This window comes from Micromonospora sp. 067-2 (assembly GCF_046549295.1).
Taxonomy (GTDB): Bacteria; Actinomycetota; Actinomycetes; order Mycobacteriales; family Micromonosporaceae; genus Micromonospora.
The window spans coordinates 393,836-419,084 of the sequence record NZ_JAJPWB010000001.1; the positions used below are offsets into that span (position 1 = coordinate 393,836).

The 25,249-nt window shown below is 72.0% G+C and carries 28 protein-coding genes and 1 tRNA gene; 25 read left to right on the forward strand and 4 right to left on the reverse strand.

Features of this window, described 5'->3' with window-relative positions; all coding sequences use genetic code 11:
- The first annotated feature begins 84 nt into the window (after positions 1–84).
- The 9 genes from fdh to ACLJN9_RS01850 all read left to right on the forward strand — a co-directional run bounded on the left by fdh (position 85) and on the right by ACLJN9_RS01850 (position 10,786).
- Positions 85–3,357 (forward strand): formate dehydrogenase, encoded by a 3,273-nt coding sequence (gene fdh, locus ACLJN9_RS01810; protein WP_410809190.1) that lies wholly within the window; start codon positions 85–87, stop codon positions 3,355–3,357.
- Positions 3,350–4,546, forward strand: a complete 1,197-nt coding sequence (locus ACLJN9_RS01815; RefSeq protein ID WP_410809521.1) for a 4Fe-4S dicluster domain-containing protein — start codon at positions 3,350–3,352, stop codon at positions 4,544–4,546. Before fdh ends, ACLJN9_RS01815 begins: the two co-directional genes overlap by 8 nt.
- Complete coding sequence (gene nrfD / locus ACLJN9_RS01820; RefSeq protein WP_410809191.1) at positions 4,543–5,724, forward strand: NrfD/PsrC family molybdoenzyme membrane anchor subunit; 1,182 nt, start codon at positions 4,543–4,545, stop codon at positions 5,722–5,724. Before ACLJN9_RS01815 ends, nrfD begins: the two co-directional genes overlap by 4 nt.
- Before the next feature lie 13 nt (positions 5,725–5,737).
- Positions 5,738–5,833 (forward strand) — tRNA-Sec (locus tag ACLJN9_RS01825).
- Between the two features lie 23 nt (positions 5,834–5,856).
- Positions 5,857–7,161: an L-seryl-tRNA(Sec) selenium transferase gene (selA, locus tag ACLJN9_RS01830; RefSeq protein WP_410809192.1), complete on the forward strand. Its 1,305-nt coding sequence runs from the start codon at positions 5,857–5,859 to the stop codon at positions 7,159–7,161.
- 2 nt (positions 7,162–7,163) lie between these two features.
- Positions 7,164–8,918 (forward strand): selenocysteine-specific translation elongation factor, encoded by a 1,755-nt coding sequence (selB, locus tag ACLJN9_RS01835; protein WP_410809193.1) that lies wholly within the window; start codon positions 7,164–7,166, stop codon positions 8,916–8,918.
- 44 nt (positions 8,919–8,962) lie between these two features.
- Positions 8,963–9,160, forward strand: coding sequence for a hypothetical protein (locus ACLJN9_RS01840; RefSeq protein ID WP_121652815.1), 198 nt, complete (start codon positions 8,963–8,965; stop codon positions 9,158–9,160).
- Positions 9,161–9,244: 84 nt separating this feature from the next.
- The gene (locus ACLJN9_RS01845) at positions 9,245–10,522 is read left to right on the forward strand and encodes a hemolysin family protein (RefSeq protein ID WP_410809194.1); all 1,278 of its coding nucleotides are present in this window, start codon (positions 9,245–9,247) and stop codon (positions 10,520–10,522) included.
- Positions 10,523–10,597: 75 nt separating this feature from the next.
- Complete coding sequence (locus ACLJN9_RS01850; RefSeq protein WP_410809543.1) at positions 10,598–10,786, forward strand: hypothetical protein; 189 nt, start codon at positions 10,598–10,600, stop codon at positions 10,784–10,786.
- A gap of 5 nt (positions 10,787–10,791) precedes the next feature.
- Here the strand turns inward: ACLJN9_RS01850 and ACLJN9_RS01855 are convergent, their stop codons facing one another.
- Complete coding sequence (locus ACLJN9_RS01855; RefSeq protein ID WP_410809195.1) at positions 10,792–11,442, reverse strand: hypothetical protein; 651 nt, start codon at positions 11,440–11,442, stop codon at positions 10,792–10,794.
- 101 nt (positions 11,443–11,543) lie between these two features.
- Here ACLJN9_RS01855 and ACLJN9_RS01860 point away from each other — a divergent pair, with 101 nt between their 5' ends.
- Entirely contained in the window at positions 11,544–11,783 is a 240-nt protein-coding gene (locus ACLJN9_RS01860) for a hypothetical protein (RefSeq protein ID WP_410809196.1), read from the forward strand.
- Here the strand turns inward: ACLJN9_RS01860 and ACLJN9_RS01865 are convergent.
- The 3 genes from ACLJN9_RS01865 to ACLJN9_RS01875 form a co-directional block, all read right to left on the reverse strand.
- On the reverse strand, positions 11,780–12,256 hold the full coding sequence (locus ACLJN9_RS01865; RefSeq protein WP_410809197.1) for a hypothetical protein: 477 nt from the start codon (positions 12,254–12,256) through the stop codon (positions 11,780–11,782). The genes ACLJN9_RS01860 and ACLJN9_RS01865 overlap by 4 nt on opposite strands.
- Positions 12,253–12,465 carry a phosphatidylethanolamine-binding protein gene (locus ACLJN9_RS01870; protein WP_410809198.1) on the reverse strand — a complete coding sequence of 71 codons (213 nt, stop codon included), beginning with the start codon at positions 12,463–12,465 and terminating at the stop codon, positions 12,253–12,255. The genes ACLJN9_RS01865 and ACLJN9_RS01870 overlap by 4 nt, the downstream gene beginning before the upstream one ends.
- A 73-nt stretch (positions 12,466–12,538) precedes the next feature.
- Positions 12,539–13,420: a universal stress protein gene (locus ACLJN9_RS01875; RefSeq protein ID WP_410809199.1), complete on the reverse strand. Its 882-nt coding sequence runs from the start codon at positions 13,418–13,420 to the stop codon at positions 12,539–12,541.
- Between the two features lie 115 nt (positions 13,421–13,535).
- Between ACLJN9_RS01875 and ACLJN9_RS01880 the strand changes: the two genes are divergently transcribed.
- The 15 genes from ACLJN9_RS01880 to ACLJN9_RS01950 all read left to right on the forward strand — a co-directional run bounded on the left by ACLJN9_RS01880 (position 13,536) and on the right by ACLJN9_RS01950 (position 25,158).
- On the forward strand, positions 13,536–14,282 hold the full coding sequence (locus tag ACLJN9_RS01880; protein WP_410809200.1) for an SAM-dependent methyltransferase: 747 nt from the start codon (positions 13,536–13,538) through the stop codon (positions 14,280–14,282).
- Positions 14,283–14,364: 82 nt separating this feature from the next.
- Positions 14,365–15,543: a PP2C family protein-serine/threonine phosphatase gene (locus tag ACLJN9_RS01885; protein ID WP_410809201.1), complete on the forward strand. Its 1,179-nt coding sequence runs from the start codon at positions 14,365–14,367 to the stop codon at positions 15,541–15,543.
- Between the two features lie 56 nt (positions 15,544–15,599).
- On the forward strand, positions 15,600–16,061 hold the full coding sequence (locus ACLJN9_RS01890; RefSeq protein WP_410809202.1) for a MarR family winged helix-turn-helix transcriptional regulator: 462 nt from the start codon (positions 15,600–15,602) through the stop codon (positions 16,059–16,061).
- Between the two features lie 290 nt (positions 16,062–16,351).
- Positions 16,352–16,984: a CDP-alcohol phosphatidyltransferase family protein gene (locus tag ACLJN9_RS01895; RefSeq protein ID WP_410809203.1), complete on the forward strand. Its 633-nt coding sequence runs from the start codon at positions 16,352–16,354 to the stop codon at positions 16,982–16,984.
- Positions 16,981–17,928: a DUF881 domain-containing protein gene (locus ACLJN9_RS01900; RefSeq protein ID WP_410809204.1), complete on the forward strand. Its 948-nt coding sequence runs from the start codon at positions 16,981–16,983 to the stop codon at positions 17,926–17,928. Before ACLJN9_RS01895 ends, ACLJN9_RS01900 begins: the two co-directional genes overlap by 4 nt.
- Positions 17,925–18,257, forward strand: coding sequence for a small basic family protein (locus ACLJN9_RS01905; RefSeq protein ID WP_030327710.1), 333 nt, complete (start codon positions 17,925–17,927; stop codon positions 18,255–18,257). The genes ACLJN9_RS01900 and ACLJN9_RS01905 overlap by 4 nt, the downstream gene beginning before the upstream one ends.
- Before the next feature lie 11 nt (positions 18,258–18,268).
- Positions 18,269–19,270: a DUF881 domain-containing protein gene (locus ACLJN9_RS01910; RefSeq protein ID WP_410809205.1), complete on the forward strand. Its 1,002-nt coding sequence runs from the start codon at positions 18,269–18,271 to the stop codon at positions 19,268–19,270.
- 60 nt (positions 19,271–19,330) lie between these two features.
- Entirely contained in the window at positions 19,331–19,711 is a 381-nt protein-coding gene (gcvH, locus tag ACLJN9_RS01915; protein ID WP_410809206.1) for a glycine cleavage system protein GcvH, read from the forward strand.
- A 213-nt stretch (positions 19,712–19,924) separates the two neighbouring features.
- Positions 19,925–20,377: an FHA domain-containing protein gene (locus ACLJN9_RS01920; protein ID WP_328416567.1), complete on the forward strand. Its 453-nt coding sequence runs from the start codon at positions 19,925–19,927 to the stop codon at positions 20,375–20,377.
- Between the two features lie 50 nt (positions 20,378–20,427).
- Positions 20,428–21,129 carry a MerR family transcriptional regulator gene (locus ACLJN9_RS01925; RefSeq protein ID WP_410809522.1) on the forward strand — a complete coding sequence of 234 codons (702 nt, stop codon included), beginning with the start codon at positions 20,428–20,430 and terminating at the stop codon, positions 21,127–21,129.
- Positions 21,130–21,314: 185 nt separating this feature from the next.
- Entirely contained in the window at positions 21,315–21,779 is a 465-nt protein-coding gene (locus ACLJN9_RS01930) for a bifunctional nuclease family protein (protein ID WP_210916549.1), read from the forward strand.
- 194 nt (positions 21,780–21,973) lie between these two features.
- Complete coding sequence (locus ACLJN9_RS01935; protein WP_410809207.1) at positions 21,974–22,555, forward strand: MerR family transcriptional regulator; 582 nt, start codon at positions 21,974–21,976, stop codon at positions 22,553–22,555.
- A 334-nt stretch (positions 22,556–22,889) separates the two neighbouring features.
- On the forward strand, positions 22,890–23,285 hold the full coding sequence (locus ACLJN9_RS01940) for a group I truncated hemoglobin (RefSeq protein ID WP_410809208.1): 396 nt from the start codon (positions 22,890–22,892) through the stop codon (positions 23,283–23,285).
- A 2-nt stretch (positions 23,286–23,287) separates the two neighbouring features.
- A complete protein-coding gene (locus tag ACLJN9_RS01945) occupies positions 23,288–24,466 on the forward strand; it encodes a globin domain-containing protein (RefSeq protein ID WP_410809209.1) in 1,179 nt (392 codons plus the stop codon).
- A complete protein-coding gene (locus ACLJN9_RS01950) occupies positions 24,463–25,158 on the forward strand; it encodes a cell division protein DivIVA (protein WP_410809210.1) in 696 nt (231 codons plus the stop codon). Before ACLJN9_RS01945 ends, ACLJN9_RS01950 begins: the two co-directional genes overlap by 4 nt.
- Positions 25,159–25,249: the final 91 nt, after the last annotated feature.

Here is a 25,249-nt window from a genome sequence, read left to right on the forward strand (position 1 = left end):
CCACCGGTTGATTTTTCGGTTCGCGAACCGGCCTCGCTTGGGGCTATCTTCGGGGGGTCGCTCGCGTGGGAGGGGGTGTCGGGGATGGGTCTGCGGACCTTCATCGAGGGTTGGCCGGTCTACCGTCAGCTCACCGGCACTGATCCGCTCGGTCGGGGTGCCGCGGCGCAGTCCGCCCGATCGGCTGGGTTGACCGCGCGCACCGAGGCGGCCGATTCGGTGGCGCGTTCGGTGTGTCCGTACTGCGCGGTGGGTTGTGGTCAGCGGGTGTTCGTCACCGATGGGCAGGTCAGTCAGATCGAGGGTGATCCGGACAGCCCGATCTCGCGGGGTCGGCTCTGTCCGAAGGGTTCGGCCAGCAAGAGCCTGGTGACCAGTCCGCTGCGCCAGACGAAGGTCCGCTACCGCCGGCCGTACTCGACGCAGTGGGAGGACCTGGAGCTCGACACCGCGCTCGACATGATCGCCGACCGGATCCTCGCCGCCCGCGAGCAGACCTGGGAGGACGTCGACGCGCAGGGTCGGCCGCTGAACCGGACGCTGGGTATCTCCAGTCTGGGTGGGGCGACGCTGGACAACGAGGAGAACTACCTCATCAAGAAGTTGTTCACCGCGATGGGGGCTCTCCAGATCGAGAACCAGGCGCGTATTTGACACTCCGCCACCGTCCCCGGTCTGGGGGCCAGCTTCGGTCGTGGCGGCGCGACGGATTTCCAGCAGGACATCGCCAACGCTGACGTCATCGTCATTCAGGGTTCGAACATGGCCGAGGCGCACCCGGTGGGCTTCCAGTGGGTGATGGAGGCCAAGCGGCGCGGCGCGAAGGTGTTCCACGTCGACCCGCGGTTCACCCGCACCAGCGCCGTCGCGGACTCGTACCTGCCGATCAGGGCGGGCACGGACATCGCCTTGCTGGGTGGGGTGGTGCGCTACATCCTGGACAACGAGCTGGACTTCCGGGAGTACGTGCTCTCGTACACCAACGCCGCGACGATCATCAGCGACCAGTTCAGCGACACCGAGGACGGCGACGGGTTCTTCTCCGGCTTCGACCCCGAGACCGGCAGCTACGTTCAGGACAGCTGGCAGTACGAGGGGCACGAGGGCTCGTCCGGCAGCGGGCACACCGCCAAGGAGCGGGACACCGCCGCCGGCCTGCGGCACGAGTCGCACGGCGCGGAGGTGGGCGGGCAGACCCGACGGGACGAGACGTTGCAGCATCCGCGCTGCGTCTACCAGATCCTCAAGCGGCACTTCGCCCGCTACACGCCGGAGATGGTCGAGCGGGTCTGCGGGATCCCGAAGGACAGGTTCCTGGAGCTCGCCCAGGCGTGGACGCAGAACTCCGGCCGCGAGCGCACCGGCATGCTGATCTATTCGGTGGGTTGGACGCAGCACAGCGTCGGTGTGCAGTACATCCGCACCGGCGCGATCATCCAACTGTTGCTGGGCAACGTGGGTCGTCCCGGTGGTGGGGTGATGGCCCTGCGCGGGCACGCCAGCATCCAGGGCTCGACCGACATCCCGACGCTGTTCAACCTGCTGCCGGGTTACCTGCCGATGCCGCACCACGCCGACCATCCGACGTTCGACGAGTGGGTGGACAGCATCCGGCACCCGGGTCAGAAGGGCTTCTGGGGCAACGCCGGATCGTTTGCCGCCAGCCTGTTGAAGGCGTACTGGGGGGACGCGGCGACGGCGGAGAACGACTACTGCTACGGGTACCTGCCGCGGATGACCGGGGATCACGGGACGTACCAGCAGGTGCTGAACATGATCGACGGCAGGATCAAGGGGTATTTCCTGCTGGGGCAGAACCCGGCGGTCGGTTCGGCGCACGGCCGGGCGCAGCGCCTCGGGATGGCCAACCTGGACTGGCTGGTGGTGCGGGACCTGTTTCTGGTCGAGAGCGCGACGTTCTGGCAGAACGGCCCCGAGGTGGCCACCGGCGAGATCGTGCCGCAGGAGTGCCGTACCGAGGTGTTCTTTCTGCCGGCGGCCTCGCACGTGGAGAAGGAGGGCAGCTTCACCCAGACGCAGCGCTTGTTGCAGTGGCGGGAGAAGGCCGTCGAGCCGCCGGGCGACGCCCGCTCCGAGCTGTGGTTCTTCTACCACCTCGGCCGGAGACTGCGGGAGAGGCTGGCCGAGTCGGACCTGCCGCGCGACCGGGCGCTGCTCGACCTCACCTGGGACTACCCGACGCACGGCCCGCACGCGGAGCCGAGCGCCGAGGCCGTGCTGCGGGAGATCAACGGGTACGACGTGGCGACCGGCCGCCCGCTGTCCAGCTTCGCCGACGCCCGCGCGGACGGCTCCACCGCGATCGGCTGCTGGATCTACACCGGGGTGTACGCCGACGGCGTGAACCAGGCTGCCCGGCGCAAGTCCCGGCACGAGCAGGACTGGGTGGCTGCGGAGTGGGGTTGGGCCTGGCCGGCGAACCGGCGGATCCTCTACAACCGTGCCTCCGCCGACCCGGACGGGCGGCCGTGGAGTGAGCGCAAGCGCTACGTCTGGTGGGACCCGGACAAGGCCGAGTGGACCGGCTACGACGTGCCGGACTTCGAGAAGACCAAACCACCGTCGTACCGGCCGCCGCCCGGCGCGTCCGGAACGGAGGGCATCGCGGGCGACGATCCGTTCATCATGCAGGGCGACGGCAAGGGCTGGTTGTACGCGCCCAGCGGGATCCTGGACGGGCCGTTGCCCACCCACTACGAACCGGTCGAGTCGCCGGTGCGCAACCCGCTCTACCAGCAGCAGGCCAACCCGACCCGCAAGATGTACGCGCATCCGGTGAACTCGGTGAACCCGAGCCCGCCGGAGGAGCACAGTCAGGTCTTTCCGTACGTGTTCACGGTCAGCCGTCTCACCGAGCACCACACCGCCGGCGGAATGAGCCGTACGGTGCGTCCGCTGGCCGAGTTGCAGCCGGAGATGTTCGTCGAGGTGTCCCCGGAGCTGGCGGCCGAGGCCGGTCTGGCGCATCTCGGGTGGGCTCATCTCGTGACGGCTCGCGCGGCCATCGAGGCGAAGGTGCTGGTGACCGACCGGCTCACCCCGTTGCGGGTGGACGGTCGGATCATCCATCAGGTGTGGCTGCCGTACCACTTCGGGTTCGAGGGTCTGGTGACCGGCGACTCGGCCAACGACCTCTTCGGCATCAGCCTCGACCCGAACGTCCTGATCCAGGAGAGCAAGGTCGGCACCTGCGACGTCCGGCCCGGCCGGCGCCCGAGAGGACCGGAACTGCTCGAACTGGTGGCCGACTACCAACGGCGGGCCGGGATCAGCCCGGGCCGACAGGCTCCGGCGGTCACCGCCGAAGCCGACGGGGAGGGGCGCGGTGATTCCTGATCCGAACAGTCTGTACGGGCCGCTGGACCCTGCTCAGGATGCCGGCTGGTCGTCGGCGCCGCCGCGAATGGGTTTCTTCACCGACACGAGCGTCTGCATCGGCTGCAAGGCCTGCGAGGTGGCCTGCAAGGAGTGGAACGGGGTCCCCGGCTCCGGCCTGGACCTGCTGGGTATGTCGTACGACAACACGGGCGCACTGACCGCGAACTCGTGGCGGCACGTCGCGTTCATCGAGCAGCCCCGTCCGGCCGGGCACCGCAGTCCGCCGTTCGCCGGACTGCCGACCGGAGTGCCGGCCAGCGCGACGTCGGCGGCGGTCGCGGCCGAGACCGCCGGCCCGACGGGCACGGAGCCGGGGCTGCCGGCCGGCTCCTCGTCGGCCGCCGCGCGGATGGCGACCGACGTGCTCGGCGACCCCCTCGGCGCCGCGCCGGGCAACGGTGGCGCCGCGCCGGGCAACGGTGGCGCCGCGCCGGGCTGCGGTGGCGTGGGGCCGCGCAGCGGTGACGCAGGGCCGCGCCACGCCCACGCTGGGCCGGGGGACGGGCGTGCCGGGGCGGAGTTTCTCGGGATGCCGGGGGCGCAGCCGCCGGGTCGGGGGACCGGTGTGCAGGGGCGTGGTGATTTTCGGTGGTTGATGATGTCGGATGTGTGTAAGCACTGCACGCATGCGGCGTGTCTGGACGTGTGTCCGACGGGGTCGTTGTTCCGGACGGAGTTCGGCACGGTGGTGGTGCAGGAGGACATCTGTAATGGGTGTGGTTACTGCATTTCGGCGTGCCCGTACGGGGTGATCGATCAGCGTGGGGATGACGGTCGGGCGTGGAAGTGCACGTTGTGCTATGACCGGTTGGGTGCGGGGATGACGCCGGCGTGTGCGCAGGCGTGTCCGACGGAGTCGATCCAGTACGGGCCGGTCGAGGAGTTGCGGGAGCGGGCCGCGTCCCGGGTGGCGGTGTTGCATGAGCGGGGGGTGCCGGAGGCCCGGTTGTATGGGCACGACCCGCATGACGGGGTGGGTGGTGACGGGGCGTTCTTCCTGTTGTTGGACGAGCCTGAGGTGTATGGTCTGCCGCCGGATCCGGTGGTGACCACCCGGGATCTGCCGGCGATGTGGAAACGCGCCGGCATCGCGGCGCTGGCCATGGCGGCGGCAACCGTCGCCGCTTTCGTCGGAGGTTCCTCGTGAGTCCACACCGTTCCGAGGTGGGTGCCCTGTTCCGACGCTTCCGTGATCGGTTGGCCGCCGAGGGCTCCGCCCGGCCAGGAGCGAGCCGGGCGACGGATGGCACCGAGGCCCGGGCAGACCTGAGCCGGCAGCCGTCGCGGACCGCCGAACCCGCCGGTCGGCGGACGGGCCGGCGGGGCGGTCGACGCGGTGGCGGCGAGGAACTACGGGTGCCGGAGGCCGAGTTCACCTCGTACTACGGCCGGCCCGTCCTCAAGGCGCCGGTCTGGAAGTGGGACATCGCGGCGTACCTGTTCACGGGCGGGTTGGCCGCCGGCTCGTCGCTGCTCGCCGCGGGCGGGCAGCTCACCGGCCGACCGGCGCTGCGCCGGGCCGGTCGGGTCACCGCGCTGGCAGCCGTCAGCGCCAGCGCCGTCTTCCTGGTCAGGGATCTGGGCCGGCCGAAGCGGTTCCACCACATGCTCCGGGTGGCCAAGCCGACCTCGCCGATGTCGATGGGCACCTGGATCCTCACCGTCTACGGGCCGGCCGCCGGAGCCGCCGCGGTCGCCGAGGCCGCCGGTTGGCTGCCCCGGCACGGCCCGCTCGGGCTGGCCCGCCGAGTGCTGCCACCGATCGGCCACGCCGCCGGGTTGCTCGCTGCCGGCACGGCGCCCGCGCTGGCCACGTACACCGGGGTGCTGCTCGCCGACACGGCGGTGCCGTCGTGGCACGAGGCGTACCCCGAGTTGCCGGTCATCTTCGCGGGCAGCGCGCTGGCCAGCGGCGCCGGTGTCGGTCTGCTCGCCGTGCCGCCGGCCCAGGCCGGCCCGGCCCGGCGGATGGCGGTGGCCGGAGCGGCGCTGGAACTGTTCGGCGCGCACCGGGTGGAGACCCGCCTCGGCCTGCTCAGCGAGCCCTACCGGCTGGGGGTGCCGGGTCGGCTGCTGCGCACCGGTCGACTGTTGACCGTGGCCGGGGTGGCCGGTGCGCTGCTCGGCCGGCGCAGTCGCGTCATGGGCGGGCTTTCCGGCGTCGCGTTGCTGGCCGCGTCGGTCGCCACCCGGTTCGGCATCTTCTACGGCGGTGTCGCCTCGGCCCGCGACCCCCGGTACACGGTCATTCCGCAACGCGAGCGGCTCGACGCCCGCCGGGCCACGGATCTTCCACCTGACCGGGCGGCCCCGTCGCGGTTGTGATCGAATGTCCGGTGGAGGCGTTCAGGCGGCTGGTGCCCCTCCCGGTCTTCAAAACCGGAGTGGTCCGGGACCCGGGCCAGGCGGGTTCGATTCCCGTCCGTCTCCGCCAACGGCGCGGCGGGAGATGACCGAATGGGCGAGGGGCCGGTGGACCCGCGACGCCGGGTGCCCCGCACCGACACGCTCCTCGCCGACCCGCGGCTCGCCGCCGCCGTCGCGACACTCGGTCGGGACCGCGTCAAGACGGTCGTCGCCCGCGCCCAGGAACGGGCCCGCCGTGGTGAGATCGGCCCCGACGAGGTCCGTGACGCCGCCGTCGCCGCGCTGCCCGCGCCCGGCCCCCGCGTGGTGCTCAACGCCACCGGTGTCGTGCTGCACACCAACCTGGGCCGGGCGCCGCTGTCACCCGACGCGGTCGCCGCGGTGGTGGCTGCCGCCGGGCACACCGACGTCGAGCTGGACCTGACCACCGGGCGTCGGGCACGCCGGGGCCGCGAGGCGCTCGACGCGTTGGCCGCCGCCGTGCCCGACGCGGGCGCCGTGCACGTGGTCAACAACGGCGCCGCCGCGCTGGTGCTGGCCGCCACGGCGTTGGCGGGCGGCCGGGAGATCGTGGTCAGCCGAGGCGAGCTGGTCGAGATCGGCGACGGCTTCCGCCTGCCCGACCTGCTGGAGAGCACCGGCGCCCGGCTGAGGGAGGTGGGCACCACCAACCGCACCACGCTCGCCGACTACGCCGCCGCGCTCGGCCCGCACACCGGCTTCGTGCTCAAGGTGCACCCGTCGAACTTCCAGGTCACCGGGTTCACGTCGGCCACGACGGTGCGGCAGTTGGCCACCCTCGACGTGCCGGTGGTCGCCGACATCGGCTCCGGGCTGCTCGCACCGGATCCGCTGCTGCCCGACGAGCCGGACGCGGCCAGCACCCTGCGCGCGGGCGCGGCGCTGGTCACCGCCAGCGGTGACAAGTTGCTCGGCGGCCCGCAGGCGGGGCTGCTGCTCGGCGACGCCGACGTGCTGGAGCGGCTGCGCCGCCATCCGCTGGCGCGGGCGTTGCGCGTGGACAAACTCACCCTGGCCGCGCTGGCCGCCACCCTGAACCGCCCGGACACGCCGACCCGGACGGCGCTGCACGCCGACCCGGGCGTCCTGCGTCAGCGGGTGGAGCGGCTGCGCGACCTGCTCGGCGCGGACGGTCGCAAGGCCGAGGTGGTGCCGGCGGTCGCCGTCGTCGGTGGCGGCGGCGCCCCCGGCGTCCAGCTGGACTCCTGGGCGCTGAGTCTGCCGGAGCGGTACGCCGAGCCGCTGCGCACCGGCGACCAGCCGGTGTTCGGTCGGGTGGTCCGCGGCCGCCTCCTGCTCGATCTGCGCTGCGTGCCCGCCGACGCCGACGAGGTGGTCCGGGTGGCGGTGCTGCGCGTACCCGAGAGCGACTGACCGTGTTCGTCGTCGCCACGGCGGGGCACGTCGACCACGGAAAGTCGACTCTGGTCCGTGCGCTGACCGGAATGGAACCCGACCGGTGGGCCGAGGAACGCCGCCGGGGAATGACGATCGACCTGGGCTTCGCCTGGACGACACTGCCGTCGGGCGGCACGGTCGCCTTCGTCGACGTACCCGGGCACGAGCGCTTCGTGCCGAACATGCTCGCCGGGGTAGGGCCGGTGCCCGCGGCGCTGATCGTGGTCGCCGCCGACGAGGGGTGGATGCCCCAGTCCGCCGAGCACCTGGCCGCGCTGGACGCGCTCGGCGTCGCGTACGGCCTGCTGGCGGTGACCCGCGCGGACCTGGCGGATCCGGGACCGGCCACGGCCCGGGCCCGGGCCGAGATCGCGGCGACCAGCCTCGGCACGGTGGAGACGGTGCCGGTCAGCGCGGTGACCGGCGCCGGCCTGCCGGAGCTACGGACCGCCCTGGATCGGCTCGCCGCCCGGCTGCCCGCCCCCACGATGGACGACCCCGTGCGGCTCTGGGTGGACCGCAGCTTCACCGTGCGGGGCAGCGGAACGGTGGTCACCGGCACCCTCGGGGCCGGCCGAGTGCGCGTCGGCGACGAGTTGGAGCTGGCCGGCACCGACGAACCGGTCCGTGTCCGTGGCCTGCACTCACTCGGCCAGGCCCGGCCGGAGGCGACGGCGGTCGCGCGGGTGGCGGTCAACCTGCGCGGTACGCCCCGCGACCGGCTCGGCCGTGGCGACGCGCTGCTCACCCCGGGCCGGTTCCACCACAGCGACCTCGTCGACGTCCGGCTCACCGGCGACCCGGCCGGTGACCTGCCGGCGACCCTCACCCTGCACATCGGATCGGCGGCGGTGCCGGTGCGGGTCCGCCCGCTCGGCCCGGACACCGTGCGGCTCCGGCTGGCCCGGCCGCTGCCGCTGCTGGTCGGCGACGGGGCGCTGCTGCGCGACCCGGGCCGGCACCACGTCGCCGGCGGCGTGCGGGTGTTGGACGTGGCGCCGCCGCCGCTGGTGCGCCGGGGCGCTGCCGCCGCCCGCGCGCAGGTCCTCGCCAGCCTTAACGGCCGACCCGACGTGGCGGACGAGCTGCGCCGGCGCCGGCTGATCCAGGCCGGTGCGCTGATCCGGATGGGCGTTCCGGTGCAGGCCGCGCCGGTGGCCGGCGACTGGCTGGCCGACCCCGGGCACTGGCGGCGACTCGGCGAGCAGCTGACCCAGGAGGTCGCACGCTACGCCCGGGAGCACCCGCTGGAGCCCGGCATGCCGGTCAACGCGTTGCGCCAGCGCCTCGCGCTGCCCGATCGGGTGCTGGTCGAGGCGTTGGTCCGGCCGCCGCTGCGGGTTCACGCCGGTCGGGTCTCCGCGGCCAGCGCCACCGCGTTGCCCGAGCCGGTGGCCCGTGCCGTGCAGCGGGTCCGGGCGGAGTACGGCGACCGCCCGTTCCGCGCCCCCGACGCGGACCGCCTCGTCGAGCTGGGTCTGGGCCCTCGGGAGATCGGGGCCGCCGTGCGGGCCGGCGCGCTGCTGCGGCTGGCCGACACCGTGGTGCTGCTGCCCGACGCGCTGGACGACGCCGTGCGGGTGCTCGCCGGGCTGCCCCAGCCGTTCACCCTCTCCGCCGCCCGTCAGGCGTTGGACACCACCCGCCGGGTGGCGGTGCCGCTGCTGGAGCTGCTGGACCGCCGGGGCGCCACCCGTCGACTGCCGGACGACGCCCGCATCGTCGTCACCTGAACCAACCGGCCACCGCATGACCGACGGTCACCTACGGTGACGCCATGGACCCTTCGGCGGTCTGGCGGGACCGGCAGCACCGGTGGCGGATCGAGGCGTACCGCGCCCCGGACCTGCGGTTCGCCATCTACGCCACCAACGGGCCCACCGAGTCCGCCCCACTGTGGTTGTTCGGTATGTCGGCGCTGGCCCGGTGGTTGATGACCCACGCCATCTCGCTGGACGACCTGGAGGTCGACTGAGCCCCGGCCAGCCGGCCGAAAAACGGACCGGAGCTGGTCGCACTGCGGTTGAGTGGCCTGAGAGGGTGCGGACGGGGGTGCACGGTGGGCGGTCAGCTCGGGCAGTTGGCGTTGGTGGCCGTGCTGGTGCTGGTCAACGCGGCGCTCTCCGGCAGCGAGATGGCGTTGGTGACGCTGCGGGAGGGGCAGTTGCGGCGGTTGGGCAGGCGCACCAGCGCCGGCGATCGACTGGTCCAGCTCACCCATGACCCGAACCGCTACCTGGGCACCATCCAGCTCGGCATCACCCTGGCCGGGTTCCTCGCCTCGGCGGCTGCCGCGGTGTCGTTGGCCGAGCCGCTGGTCGCCCCGCTGGGTTTCCTCGGCGCGGCGGCCCACCCCGCCTCGGTGGTGTTGGTGACGGTGGCGCTGACGTTCATCACGCTGGTGTTCGGCGAGCTGGCCCCGAAGCGGTTGGCCATGCAGCGGGCGGAACGGTGGGCGCTGCTGAGCGCCGGTCCGCTGGACCTGCTCGCACGGTTGTCCCGCCCGGCGGTGTGGCTGCTGAGTCGGGCCACCGACGCGGTGGTCCGGCTGGCCGGTGGCGACCCGCGGGCCAGCCGGGAGGAGATGACCGAGGAGGAGCTGCGGGAGATGCTGGTCAGCCAACGCGGCCTGTCGTCGCAGCAGCGGGAGATCCTCACCGGGGCGTTCGACATCGCCGGCCGGACGTTGCGGGAGATCCTGGTGGCCCGGTTGCGGGTGACGGCGCTGCCGGCCAGTCTCCCCGCCGACGAGGGGGTACGGACGCTCGCCGCCGCTGGCCGCTCCCGTGCACCCGTCACCGGGCCGGGTGGCCTGGACGAGGTGGTCGGCGTGGTGCACATCCGCGATCTGGTGTGGGCCGGCACCGCCACGGTGGGAGAGCGTGCCCGGCAGCCTCTCCTGTTGCCGGTCACGCTGCCGGTGGCCGAGGCGTTGCGCCAGCTACGTCAGGAGCATCAGCAGCTGGCCCTCGTGGTCGACGAACACGGTGGCGTCGACGGCATGGTCACCCTGGAGGATCTGCTGGCCGAGGTGGTTGGCGAGTTGTACGACGAGACCGACCGGGACGTGCGCGGGGTGCGGCGGGAGCCGGAGGGATCCCTGCTGGTGCCCGGTGACTTTCCGCTGCACGATCTGCCGGACGTGGGGGTGCGGCTGAGTTTTCCGCAGTCGCGGGAGTACACCACCGTGGCCGGGCTGGTCCTGGCCCGGCTGGGTCACCTGCCGGGCGAGCCCGGGGAGACGGTTCGACTGCCCGGGTTGACCCTCGAGGTGGTGGAGGTGGCCGACCGGGCGGTACGCCTGGTGCGGCTGAGCGGGTTCGTCAGCGACACGTGAACCGCGCTCCTCGAATGAGGGACAATCCAGGCAAACAGCCTCCGAAGCGCCGGTGAGCCGCCTAGGGTGCGATACGTGAAGGACCGAGGTTTGCGTACGTTCGTCACGGTGCTGGCCGGCCTCGCGGTGATCTACTTCGGCAGCACCGGCCGCAGCCCCGAGGAGGGCGGCGGCATCTCCGGCGGAGTGGTGGTCCTGGCGCTGCTCGCGGCGCTGCTGGTGTGGTACCTGACACGGCCGACGGGTGACAAGACCGTGAAGTGAACGCCTCAGCGGGCGGCGACGCGGGTGACCTCGCCGGCGGACTCCTCCCCGAGCGCCACCCGGACCAGCGCCGAGGCGAGCCGGCCGAAGTCCGGTTCGTCGACCAGCCCCGCCAGCCTGTCCGGTGAGCCCGGCAGGCCCAGCCGCTTGGCACCGGCGAGGGCCCGGCGGTCGACGTATGGGCGCAGGTCGGGCCAGACCGTCTGCGCCTCGCGCAGGTAGATGTCCGCGCCGGTCGGCCCGATACCGGGAAACTCGGTGAGCCGCCGACGCAGTCCGGCCGGGTCGCCCTGGGCGTCGCGGTGCAGCCGCCGCAGGTCGCCGTGCCAGCGGTCCAGGCACAGTCGGGCACCGGTGCCGAGCATGGTGGCTGTCCGCTCGTCGTAGCGCCGATAGTGGGCGCGGCCCAGCGCGTCCACCCGCTGCTGCCAGCTCGCCGCCTCCATCGCCTGCGGCGTGCGGTAGCCGGCGGCGAAGAGCTCCCGCGCGGCGTCCACCGCCAGGCACGCCCGGATCCGGGTGCTCAGCAGCGTGGCCAGCACCAGCAACTGGTACAGCGGCCCTGGTCGGTCCGACAGCCGGATGCCCGCCTGCTCCGCGTACGTGTCGCGGTGTCGGTCCAGCAGGACCCGCGCCACGGTTCGATCGTTGCCCACGTCCGGTGGGTACCCAGCGGTGGCGTGACTAGCCCTTCCGTCGGTGGGCGGGGTCGGAATGGCGCAGGGTGGGGCGGGTATGCCCGAGGTGGAGGCGGTCGATGCCGTCCCGCCGCACCCGGAGGGAGACAACCGTGGTCAACCCGCAGCAGGAGGAGTTCCGGCGTAACGCCAGGGGCGCCACCAGCCAGGACAGCAAGGGACCCAGTCCGACCGGACACCCGCTCAACCGTGGCTCGTCGCGCGGCGACGAGGGTCGGCCGGTGCCCAAGGGCCAGGTGTCGCCGTACGGCCCGGCGGGTGAACCGATCGCCGAGGACGACAGCGACACCCGGGCCTAACGGCTCCGCCCTGACGGCCGCCGCAACCTGTTCCAGGTGGCGGCGGCCGTCAGCCCGTACGCGAGGTGCGGAATGATGTCGGAGATCCAGTCGGAGCGTCGCCACGTACGCGGGTCGCTGATGCCCAGCGCGGTGATGGACCCGTCGGTCATGGTCATCACACCGGCGCCGAGCATGCCGGTGGCCATCGGCAGCGGTTGCCGTCGGCCACCGGCGTAGAGGGCGAACGCGACACCCGCGGCGATGCCCAACCCGTAGCCGATCAGGGGCCCGAGGCCGGAGCGGCGGTTCGCCGCCCGGTCGCCGGACCCCAGGTCCAGGTGCGCGATCCCGGCCAACCGGTCGATGGTGTCCTCCGGGGTCGCGCTCGCCGGGCGCGCCCGCAGTGCCATGTCGAGGTAGCTGACCACGTTCAACGCGGTGCTGCCGACGGCGCCCGCGATGGCGCCGTCGGCCAGGTCCACCCTCCTCATGTCGGGTCGCCCGGTTCGCGCTCCGACTTGGGGCCGTACGTGCGCTCGCCGCGCACCACGCCCCGTTGGCCGCGATCCTCCTGGAGGATCTTGTTGGCAACCTGGTTGGCCTTACCGTCGGGTACCCGCCGTCCGGAGTCGTCGATGGCGTTACGCATCCGCGCCCGCTGCTTGTCGTACGCGTTGCTGCCCGGCCGTGGTCCTGGCATCTGCTGCCTCCTTACGTCGCCGTTGGCGTACCGCGCCCGTCTACCCGTCTGGCGGCGGCCCATTCCCCAGGGCTCAACGGGCGGCGCGGACCACCGCGACCGGGCACTGCGCGTGGTGCAGCACCGACTGGCTCACCGACCCCAGCAGCAACCCGCTCACCTCGCCGCGCCCCTGCCCGCCGACGACCACCAGTTGGGCGGCGCGGGACGCCTCGGCGAGCACCCCGCCGGGCCGGCCGTGCACCGCCCGCCGGGTCAGTCGCAGCTCGGGGTGGCGCTCGGTCAACCCGTCCAGCGACTCGGCGAGCACCCGGGCCTCCTCGGCGTGCAGCTGCTCCTCGTCGTACACCAGGGGTTGCATGTCGCCGGGGCCGGTGCTGGCCGGGTGCCGGTAGGCGCGCACCGCCACCAGTGGCGCGCCCCGCGCCACGGCCGTCTCGGCGGCGAACTCGGCGGCGAGCCGGGACGCCGGCGAGCCGTCCATACCGACCAGGACCGGCTCGTCGGGGCGTTGCGTGCCGCGGGCCACCAGCACCGGGCAGTCGGCGTACGCGGCGACCTGCACCGCCACCGACCCGACCACCAGCGCGGAGAAGCCGCCCAGCCCACGGTCGCCGAGCACGACGAGCGCGGCCGTGGGGGATTCGCCCACCAGCACCGCGGCCGCCTCCCCGTCGATGATCTCGCCGGAGACCGCCAGCCCGGGTGCGGTCGCCTCGGCCTCGGTCACCGCGGCGGCCACCAACTCCTCGGCCTGCCGGCGCAGCCCGGCGCCGGGCGGCGCGTCGGGGGCGGGGGAGACGGGCACGTGCAGCAGCGGCCAGATGAAGCCGTGCACCACCCGCAGCGGCCGGTGCCGCCGCGCGGCTTCCGTGGCAGCCAGGCGCACCGCGCGCAGGGACGGCTCCGAGCCGTCCACGCCGACCACCACCGCCGCGCTGTTCGCCGAGTTCACCGGCCACCTCCCGCCGGGCCAGTATCGCGGCCCGGGGCGACTCGGCGGAGCGATACCGCCCAGGACGTCCGGGTCGGTACGCTGGCGACGAACAGCCGGGGGAGGAGCGTCGTCGATGGGTGAACCGGATCAGCCGAGCACCGCTCGCATGATCGACTTCTGGCTCGGAGGGGAGCACCACTTCCCGGTCGACGTGGCCGCCGCGGCCGCCTTCGAGCAGGCGTACGGTCCGTGTGCTCCGGTGTTCCGGGAGCTGCGGGCCTTCCTCGGTCGCGCGGTGCGGGCCATCGCCGCGCAGGGGGTGGACGGGTTCCTGGTCTTCGGCGCGGGAGTGCCCACGATGGGCAATGTGCACGAGGCCGCCGCCGAGGCCACCGTGCTCTACACCGACGTCGACCCGGTCACCATCCGGCTGGGGCAGCGCATCCTCGCCGGCAGCGACCGGGCCGGCTACGGCTTCGGTGACGCCACCGACATCGGCACCATCGATCCGTCCCAGCTGCACCGCTTCGTGCCGGGCTGGGGCCGGCGACCGGTCGGGGTGGTGTTCCTCGGGCTCGCCGCGTTCCTCGACGACGACACGCTGACGCGCACCCTCGACGAGGTGTACGCGGCCGCGGCACCGGGCAGCCTGCTGGCCGTCGACTTCGACACCGAGGAGCTGGCCTCCTATCCGGAGGCGTTGGCGATGATGGGCCCGGCGTTCCGGATGCGGTCGCCCTCGTCGTTCGGGCCGTTGTTGGGTCGGTGGGCGCCGACGGCGGACGGGATCGTGCCGATCTCGCGCTGGCGGCCGGACGGTCCGCCGGCCGAGGTGCCCGACGCGTTCCACGGCGTGCTGGCGACCCGGGGCGCCGACTGACCCGCTCGACCGCGCCGATGGGCGGCCCCGGGGGCGTCCGTATGATGCTTGCCCTGTAGCAAGCTTCTGGGGGAGGACGACAATGGTGGACGCGCCGGACGCGGTGTCACGCGCGCTGCGTGACGCCCCACCCGACCAGCTGCCCGAGGCCGCCGACCAGGCGATCCGCTCGACGTTGGGGGCGGTCCGCACCGACGTGTTCGTCGCCGACTACCGGATCAGCGGGCTGTGGCCGGTGCTGGATCCGGAGCTGCCGGCGGCCGGGTTCCTGGCCTGCCACACCGTGGCGCAACGCTGCTTCAGCAGTCAGCAGCCGGTGCGCGACTCCGCCGAGGACGGCCCGTGCCGGCTGTACCTGCCGTTGACGGTGTGGGGGGAGCGGCTGGGCGTGTTGCTGATCGAGCTGCCCGCCGTGCCGGGCGCGGCCGTCACGGGCATCGCCACGGACATCGCCGGTGCGCTGGCGGTGGCCCTGCGGGCCGCGGACCGGGAGACCGACCGTTACCGGCGGGCCCGGCGTCGAGAGCGGCTCACCATGGCCGCCGAGATGCAGTGGGACCTGCTGCCCGGACGCAGCGTGGCGCACCATGCGTTCGACCTGGCCGGGCAACTCGAACCGGCGTACACCGTGGGTGGGGACCACTTCGACTGGTCGCTGGACGGTGATCGGCTCACCGTGACGGCGCTCAACGGCGACGGCAGCGGCCTGGCCGCGTCGCTGCTGACCGCGCTCACCGTCAACGCGATGCGCAACGCGCGCCGCTCCGACGGTGGCCTCGTGGAGCAGGCGGAGTTGGCCTCCGACACGGTCTTCTACCAGCACCGGGGGCGCCGACACGTGGCCACCCTGCTGGTGGAGCTCAACACCCGTACCGGGCGGGTGCGGGCCGTCGACGCCGGCTCGCCGCACATGCTGCGGTTACGCGGCGCGGCGGTCGAGCCGCTGAAGCTGGATCAGCAGCTGCCGCTGGGCATGTTCGCCGAGACCCGCTACGAGGTGCAGGAGTTCGCGCTCGAACCGGGTGATCGCGTCTTCGTGGTCAGCGACGGGGTGTGGGCGGCCGAGCCGGCGGGCCTGGAGCCGTACGGGCAGCGGGCGATGGCCCGCTCCCTGCGCGCCACGCGGTTGCAGCCGGCGACCGAGGCGGTTGGTACGGTGATGCGCGAACTGCACGCCTACCACGCCGACTCGGATCTGCGCGACGACGCCGTCGTGGTCTGCCTGGACTGGCACGGTCCGCGTGATCGGGACGGCGGATGAGAGTCGCCGGTGGTCCACCGGGCGGGCACCAGCGCGACAACGGCAGGGGACATCGGGTGGAGCGACCTGCGGATCTCGCAGCGGCGATCGATTCGGCCGCCGAGACGCTGATCTCCGTACTGGATTCGGCCGCGTCGCGGCATCAGGTGCCGCCGACCCAGCTTCGGGTGCTGGCGCTGATCAGCAGCCGGTCGGAGACCAACGTCAACCGCCTTGCGGAGCTGCTGGACGTGGTGCCCTCCTCGGCCAGCCGGCTCTGCGACCGGTTGGAGGCCACCGGCCTGCTACGCCGGGTTGCCGATCCGCGGGACCGGCGTGAGGTGCGGTTGGTGCCGACCCCGGCGGCGGAGACCCTGCTGCGGGAGCTGGCCGAGCGGCGGCAGCGCGCGGTGCAGGTGGTTCTGGACCGGATGCCGCAGCGCGTCCAGCACGATCTGCTGTCGTCGTTGCTCGCGTTCGGTCGGGCGGCGATCCAGGTCCCTGAGCAGCAGACCGATCCCGCGGCGCGGACGGCCTGACGGCACGCACTTCTCCACTAGTATCCTAGGACGCATTACGCGTGGTGATCCACGCCACAATGCGCCCAGACCGCACCGACGAGCACGCGGCGGCCGGGGCTCCGGCGCAGGCCCGATATAGTGGCACCGCACTCACCCGGCCCGTGATCATCGAGATCACGGGCCACATCAGGGAAAAGGTCCCGACCCGGGGCCGCAGGGGAGCCGGCGCTGACCGGCCCGACAGCGCGTACGACCTCCGCCGCGCCCGACGTCGACCGGGCGCCGGAGCGTGCCGCAGAGGAGGTTCGGTGTCGCGTCGGCCGGCTCGGGCAGAGCATCCGCGGGACATTGGAGAGCAGACTCCCGGCGACCAGGTGCTCACCCTTCCCAACCTGATCAGCTTCGGGCGGCTGTTGGGTGTGCCGCTCTTCCTCTACCTGTTCCTGGTGGCCCGTGCCGACGTGGCGGCGGTCGTGGTGCTGGCCATCGGCGGCACCACGGACTGGGTCGACGGTTGGATCGCCCGCCGGCTACGCCAGGTGAGCCGGCTCGGGGAACTGCTCGACCCGTTGGCCGACCGGCTCTACATCCTCGCCACGCTGCTCGCCTTCACCGCCCGGGAGGTGGTGCCGTGGGAGTTCACCGCGGCGCTGCTGGCCCGGGAGCTGCTGCTGCTCGGCTCCCTGGCGGTGCTGCGTCGCTTCGGGTACGGGCCGCCGCCGGTGCACTACGTGGGTAAGACCGCCACGTTCCTGCTGCTCGCGGCGTTCCCGGTGCTGCTACTGGCCACGGAGTTGACCGCCGGCGCCACGGCGACGTCCGCGATCGGCTGGGGCCTGGCCTGGTGGGGGCTGGTCCTCTACTGGGTGGCCGGCGCGATGTACGTGGTGCAGGCGGCCCGGTTGGTGCGCGCGGCGCGCGGCCCTGGAGCGGCCGCGTGAGCGCGCCGCGGCCGGGGGACCGCAGCCGGGAGCGGGTGTACGCGCCGGACTTCCTCACCGAGTTGTTCCGCAACCCCCTGGACCCGGGGTACGCCGACGCGGCGGCTGCTCGTCGCCGGGCGTCGCCGGCCGACGGGCAGGCCCGGGGTTGGCGGACGTGGTCGACGCGCTCGGTCAGTCTGGTCGTGGTGGTGGTGTTGGGGTTCCTGTTCGCGGTGGCGTACCGGCAGACGTTGCAGGACGAGCCGGGGCGCAGCCAGGCCCGCTCCGGGTTGGTGGCGCAGATCAAGGATCGGGTGGGCGAGACCGACCGGCTGTCGGCGCGTGCCGACCAGTTGCGCGAAGACGTCGGGCGGCAGCGGGACGCGGCGTTGAGCGGGTCGGCCGCCGCGCGGCTGCGCGACATGGAGGCGGGCACGGGGCTGGGGCGGGTGCGCGGCGACGGTGTGGTGGTGCGGCTGGCGGACGCGCCGGGCAAGGCGGATGCGGTGACCGGCGCGGGTGCGGGGCCACCACGGGTGCTCTACACCGATCTGCAGGGGGTGGCGAACGCGTTGTGGAGCGCCGGCGCGGAGGCGGTCTCCATCAACGGTCAGCGGTTGACCGCGACGTCGACGATCCGGTTGGCGGGTGAGGCGATCCTGGTGGACTTCCGGCCGGTGACGGGGCCGTACGAGGTGTCGGCGATCGGGCCGGGGTCGATGAAGCGAAAGTACCAGGACAGCCGGAACGCGGCGCTGATGCGGGAGGTGGCGCAGAAGACCGGGCTGTCGTTCGGTGTGCGCGATACCGACGACCTCACTCTGCCGGCCGCTCCGGAGCCGCAGCTACGCTACGCCGAGCCGCTGGTCAGTCCGAGCCCTTCCGCGTCGGGTGTCCGGTCCGGCAGTCCTGGGTCGTCCGGTTCTCCGGCGACCGCTCGCCCCTCGAGAGGTGGACGATGATCGCGGTGTTGGCGCTGCTCGCCGGTGTGGTGCTCGGTGTGTGGCTTGATCCCACAGTCCCCGCGGCGTTGCAGCCGTACCTGCCGATCGCGGTGGTGGCGGCGTTGGACGCGGTGTTCGGTGGGGTGCGCGCACGACTGGACCGGATCTTCGACGACAAGCAGTTCGTGGTGTCGTTCATCTCGAACGTGCTGGTGGCTGGCCTGATCGTGTACCTGGGTGACCAGTTGGGGGTGGGTGGGCAGTTGTCGACCGGTGTGGTTGTCGTGCTCGGGGTCCGGATCTTCGGCAACGTGGCGGCGATCCGTCGGCACCTGTTCCGGGCGTAGGTTTGACAGCGATGAGCGACGAACAGACCGAGACGGGGACGGGTTGGCCGCAGCCGGCGGGTCCGGTGCGGCCGGGTGGGCCGGCGGGTGAGCCGGATCCGCGGCCGGATGCGCCGGATCCGGACGAGGTGAGCCCGCTGGCGCCGACGGACCCGGAGCAGAAGCCGCCGGACGATGAGCCGGGGGTGGCGTCGGTTGACGACGGCGCGACGGTGGACCTGAGTGCGGTGTCGCGGTCGGGAGGGACGAGGGCGTCGTCGGAGGGTGCGGCGGTGCCGGTCGAGGAGTCGGTGGCGCCGGTGGCGTCGAGGCGGTTCCGGTGGAGCACGGCTGGCGTGATGATCGTGGCGCTGTTGGTGTTGTTGGGCTTCACCCTGGTGGTGCAGCTGAAGACGACGTCGACGGATCCGACGCTGGGCGCGACGCGGCAGGAGGACCTGGTGCGGATCCTGTCGGATCTGGATGCCCGGGAGGACCGGTTGCAACAGGACATCCGGGCGTTGGAGGACAGCCAGCGGCAGTTGCGTTCGGGTGAGCAGGGGCGGCAGGCGGCGCTGGACGAGGCGACTCGGCGGGCGGACGAGTTGGGCATCCTGGCGGGCACCCTGCCGGCGAAGGGGCCGGGGCTGGGCGTGCGGTTCGAGGCCGGGGGCGCCAAGCCGATCTCGGCGAACCATGTGTTGGACGCGGTGCAGGAGTTGCGGGGTGCGGGCGCGGAGGCGATGCAGATCTCCGGGTCTGATCGGGCGACGGCGCGGATCATCGCGTCGACGTACTTCCTGGACGGGGACAACGGGTCGCTGGTGGTGGAGGGGCGTCGGTTGGTGGGGCCTTTCACGATCACGGTGATCGGTGATCCGGCGACGATGCGCACGGCGTTGAACATTCCTGGTGGGGTGGTCGCGTCGGTCCGCAATGACGGCGGTAACGTGACCGTTGAGGAGCGTGGGGTTGTCGAGGTTTCGGCGCTGCACGCGCCGATCAAGCTGGAACACGCCCGTCCGGTCTCGTGACCGGCGCGGCCGCGCCGGACCCGGGTGGTCCGGGGCACCGATGGATGAAGGACGCGTCTGGTGATTCCTGAGGATCTGCGATACACGGCTGAGCACGAGTGGGTGTTGGGTGACGGCACCGGTTCGGTCCGGGTCGGCATCACGCACTTCGCGCAGGACGCGTTGGGTGACATCGTGTACGTGCAGTTGCCCGAGGCGGGTGCGGCGGTCGCGGTCGGTGACTCGTTGGGTGAGATCGAGTCGACCAAGAGCGTGTCGGAGATCTACGCGCCGGTGGCCGGTACGGTGGCGGCGCGTAACGAGGCGTTGGGTGACACCCCCGAGTTGATCAACACGGATCCGTACGGTGCGGGTTGGTTGGTGGAGATCACTCCGGCTGATCCGACGGCGGTGGACGGGTTGTTGACGGCTGGCGCGTATCGCGAGATCACCGAAGGCTGAGTGTGCTTGATCCGGTGCGTGGATGTCTGCGCGCGTCCGGTTGCCCTGCATTTCGGCGCTGGCTAGGCTCGCCCAGTTGACCGAGAACCCAATAGTTGGGCGTTGTGGAATTGCCTTCCCGGGCACGGGGAGCCAGCCGCTGGGTGTGCATGTGCCCGGCGGCCAGACCCGCCATCACCCGACGCCGACCGAACAGATCCGTGAGGTGGTCCCATGACGCGCCCAGACGACGAGTTCCCCCCGCTCGACGTCACCTCGACGCTCAATCTCGGCTCGCTCGACGAAGTGCTGGAGGGGCCGGAGACCGATGTGGTGCCGAGCCGGATGTCCGGTTCGTTGCCGCCGGGTATGGCGCTGCTGGTGGTTCGTCGCGGCCCGAATGCGGGTGCCCGGTTCTTGTTGGACCACGATGTGACGACCAGTGGCCGGCACCCCGACAGTGACATCTTCCTCGACGACGTGACGGTGTCGCGGCGGCACGCGGAGTTCCACCGTGACGGTGGAACGTTCACGGTGCGCGACGTGGGCAGCCTGAACGGCACGTACGTGAACCGTGAGCGGGTCGAGGCTGCCACGTTGAGCAATGGTGACGAGGTTCAGATCGGTAAGTTCCGGGTGGTGTTCATCGCCGGTCCGCGCCCGGAGGAGGAGGCCGGCCGGGGGTGAACGAGCCTGCGGCCTCCACGCCACCCGGGTCGGCCCGGTCTCAGCCGCTGATGAGCATCGGTGAGGTGCTGGGGCAGTTGCGGGTGGATTTTCCGGACACGACGATTTCGAAGCTGCGGTTCCTTGAGGCCGAGGGGCTGGTGGAGCCGCAGCGGACGGCGGCGGGTTACCGGAAGTACAGCTGGGACGACGTGGCGCGGTTGCGGTTCGTGCTGACCGCGCAGCGGGATCGGTACCTGCCGTTGCGGGTGATCCGTGAGCAGTTGGCGCAGTGGGATCCGTCCGGTGAGCAGCCGGGTCGGTCGCGGCCGGCGTTGGTCGCGGTGGGGCCCGATGGCGCGGTGCCGGGTCGGGAGTCGGCGGAGCCGGCCGAGTCGTCGCAGGTGCGGCTCGGCCGGATGGATCTGGTGGCGCGCAGTGGCGTCGACGAGTCGACGTTGGCGGAGTTGGAGCGGCTCGGTGTGCTGGTGTCGGATCCGCCGGGCTGGTATGACGCCGATGCCTTGATCATCGCGTCTGCGGTGGCGGGGTTGGCGGCGTACGGGTTGGAGCCGCGGCATCTGCGGGGTTATCGGACTGCGGCCGACCGTGAGGTCGGGTTGTTCGCGCAGTTGGTGGCGCCGTTGGCGCGGCAGAGTGATCCGGCGGCGCGGGCGCGGGCGGCGGAGACGGCGCGGGAGTTGGTGGCGTTGTCGGAGCAGCTGCACGCGGCGTTGGTGCGGGTGGGGTTGCGCTCGACGTTGGGTCGGTGAGGGTGCCCGGCGGGCGGTGGCTGAGCGGAAAGATCTCTTCGGGGAAGCGTGCCGTAGGCTTGCCGGGGTAACCCCTTTCTGGCGCGGACGTGGTGCTGTAGCGCATGGGACGGCCGTGTTGCGGTCCGTGTACCGTGCAGGGAAAGGCGCGGTGCGGCGTAGGTGACAACGACACGGAGGCGGCGGTGCGCGAGCTGAGCGTGGTCGGAGTTCGGGTGGAGCTGCCCAGCAACCAGCCGATCGTCCTGCTCAGGGAGGTCGAGGGGGACCGCTATCTGCCGATCTGGATCGGCGCGGTCGAGGCCACGGCTATCGCTTATGAGCAGCAGGGGGTCAAGCCGGCTCGGCCGTTGACGCATGACCTTCTGCGGGACGTGTTGACGGCTCTGCAGGCGCCGTTGCAGGCGGTGGAGATCACCGAGCTCAAGGAGAACGTCTTCTACGCTGATCTGTTGATTGGCGACGGGGTGCGTGTGTCGGCGCGGCCGAGTGATTCGATCGCGTTGGCGTTGCGGGTCGGTGCGCCGATTCGTTGTGCCGAGCAGGTCCTCAGTGAAGCGGGGATCGTCATTCCCGATGAGCAGGAGGACGAGGTGGAGAAGTTCCGCGAGTTCCTGGAGCAGGTGCGTCCGGAGGACTTCGCGGGCTGAGCCGGGCGTTGCGCCCGGCACCGGGTGTCACTGTGGGTGATCCCGTGGTGTGGTTGGTGATCTTTCTGGGTGCCGGGCGGCGTGTCGTGTCGGTTCCTCCGTGGTAACTCCTGAGCGTGGCGATAGGGTTGCCGTGTCGAGGGGTGCGCGTCGGAGGAACGACGTGTCACCGCACTGACGGGGAGGTTGTCCGGATGCACGAGCCACGCGATCCCGATCCGGGTGCGGAGTTGGCGTCGCCGGGTGCGGCGACTGTGGGTGATGGTTCGGTGGGCTACCGGGGTGTGACGGCGTGCACCGCGGTGGGCATCAGCTACCGGCAGTTGGATTACTGGGCGCGGACGGCGCTGGTGGTGCCGAGTGTGCGTGACGCCTCGGGTTCGGGGACGCAGCGGTTGTACTCGTTCCGCGATCTGGTGGTGTTGAAGGTCGTGAAGCGGTTGCTGGACGCGGGGGTGTCCCTGCAGAACATCCGCAAGGCGATCGAGGCGTTGCGGTCCCGGGGCGTGGAGGACCTTGCCGGCATCACGTTGATCTCTGATGGGACGACCGTGTATGAGTGCCGGTCCCCGGAGGAGGTGGTCGACCTGTTGCAGGGTGGCCAGGGCGTGTTCGGGATCGCGATCGGTGGGGCTTTCAAGGAGATCCAGGGGTCGTTGTCGCATCTGCCGGCGGAGCCGGCGGCGAGTGGCCCGGTGGAGCCGGTGGTGGCGTCCGAGTCGGATCCGGTGGGTGACGAGTTGGCGGCGCGGCGGGCGCGGCGGCGGGCCGGCTGAGCGCGGTCGGGGCCCCGGACTGCTAATAGCGCACGGCTTTTTTCGCGCGGCCGGTCCGTGACTGAGGGTCAGGTCGGCGCGTTTCCGGGCCGGAGAATGTCCACAGTGGGTGTCGGAGTGGTGTCCGTCTGTGGTGGTTCCGCCCAATCGCGGTGACGCTACGTGTCAAGCAGGTGTCGGGAACCCGATAGGGGGGCCCTGACCGGAGACCGCCGACAGGCTATGGTCCGTTCCGGTCCCCCGGTGTGTCGCCGTGGTACGACGATTGCGTTCCGGTGGGCCGTTGCCCCTTCCGCGCCGACCCCGCGCGGCCTCCACCCTGGAAGGAACGACCGTGACGGTTACCGAACAGACCCCCGTCTCGCACTACGACCGCATCGGCGGTGCCGCCTCCGTCAAGGCGGCCGTCGACCTGTTCTACGACAAGGTCCTCGCTGATCCGGCGCTGGCGGGCTACTTCGCCGATGTGGACATGCCGGGTCAGCGTCGGCATCTGGCGTTGATGTTGACGGTGGTGCTGGGCGGTCCGAACGAGTACGCCGGTCGTGGTCTGGCCGAGGCGCACCAGCCACTGAACATCCCGGTGGAGCACTACGTCAAGGTGGGTGAGCACCTGACGGTGACGCTGACCGAGTTGGGTGTGCCGGCGGACGTCCTGGCCGACGTGCAGACGGTGCTGGGGCAGGTGCAGGACCAGGTGGTGTCGTCCGGGAACCGTCCGGGCGTCTGAGCGTGGACGCGGCCCGACTCAAGCAGAGCTGGTCGCTGGTCGCCGGGCACGGTGACCAGGTTCCGCTCTATTTCTATTCGACACTGTTCCTGACCCATCCCGAGACGCGGCAGATGTTCCCGACGAACATGGCCGGGCAGCGGGACCGGCTGGTGACCGCGTTGGGCCACATCGTGTCCAACGTGGACCAGGTCGAGGGGCTGGTGGGTTTCCTGCAGGGTCTCGGTGTGGACCACCGTAAGTTCGCGGTACGCGCGGAGCACTACCCCGCGGTGGGTGAGGCGCTGCTGGCGACGTTGCGGCATTTCCTGGCCGAGCAGTGGACCGAGGAGCTGGCCCAGGACTGGGCGGCCGCGTACGGGCTGGTCGCGCAGGTGATGCTGGAGGCCGCGCAGGCCGCGGAGACGGCGAGCCCGCCGTGGTGGGTGGCGGAGATCGTGACGCACGAGCGGCGGGCGTTCGACGTGGCGGTGTTGACGGTGCGTCCGCAGTATCTGTTGCCGTTCACCGCGGGCCAGTCGGTCGGGGTGTCCCATCCGTCGGTGCGGTCGTGGCGGTACTACTCGCCGGCCAACGCGCCGCGTGCGGACGGCACGTTGGAGTTGCACGTGCGGGCCGCTCCGGGTGGGGCGGTGTCCTCGCGGCTGGTGTACGGCTCGGCGGTGGGTGACCGCATCCACCTGGCCGCACCGGTGGGGGAACGGTTGTCGTTGTGGTCGGCGGGCTCCAGTGATCTGTTGCTGCTGGCGTCGGGCACCGGCTGGGCGCCGGTGAAGGCGTTGGTGGAGCAGGTCGCCGCGGAGGGTTCCCGCCGCCGGGTGGACCTGTATGTGGGCGCCCGTTCGCGCAGCGAGTTCTACGACAGTGACGCGATCGACAAGTTGGCGTCGTCGTATCCGTGGTTGACGGTGACCTACGTGGTGGGCGCCGACGTGAACCGGCCGGGGGAGCTCGTGCAGGCGGTGGACCGGGCTCTCGCCGACGGCGACTGGCGCTCCCGGCACGTGTACGTGTGCGGGTCCGACGAGATGGTTTCGCACGCGGTGCAGACGTTGGTCCGGGCGGGTTACCACGCGGGTCAGGTGCACCATGAGGGCCTGGGCAAGCAGTGGTACGGCCCGGCATGGCGTACGGCGGCGGCGGAGCAGTCGACCGCCGGTGACGGAGGTGGGCACAGGTGAGCGCGACCCCGATCAGCCGGTATGACGGCATTCAGGTCTCCGGCGGTGCGCAGGTGCGGTTGACCGCCGACCGGGTGCGGCGGTGGGAGTTCGGTGCGGCGCCGTTCGCCCGGCGTGGTTACGACAACGCCGACGTGGATCGGTTCCGGGTGCAGGTCGCCGACGAGTTGGACCTGTTGGCGACGCAGGTCGCGAACCTGCGGGCGGAGAATGAGCGGCTCACCGACCGGGTGGAGTTGCACCGGCACGGGGTGATCCCGAGTACCGGCGCGGCCGGGAAGGTGCCTGCGGCGAAGGAGGTGAATCTGCTGTCCGCGGCGCAGCGGGAGGCGGAGCAGATCATCGCGCAGGCGCATGACTATGCGCGGCGGGTCGCCGAGTACGCCCGCCTGCAGTACGAGAGTTACATGCGGGCGGCGGCGGAGGAGGCGAAGCAGGAGGCCGAGCGGGCGGTGAACGAGTACCGCAGCACGGCCGGGCCGAGCTTCGACGACACGGTGGCCACCAGGGAGGCGCTGCGGATCTTCGGCGAGATGATGGTGTCGCACATGCAGGCGGCGGCCCGGCACCTCGACGACGGTAGTGAGCAGTTGGCCCGCACGATGGACCGGATCGCGAAGGAGACGCCGGGGGCGCCGTTCGTGGCCGGTGCGGCGGCGCAGACGGCGTTGCCGCGACACCAGCAGCGGTGAGTGCCGGGTGGGGTCTGCCAGGCGGACCCCACCCGGGTGGCGCGCCGGCCATGGTCTCCGGGACCGGCGCGGCGGCGGCAGACTGGACGGG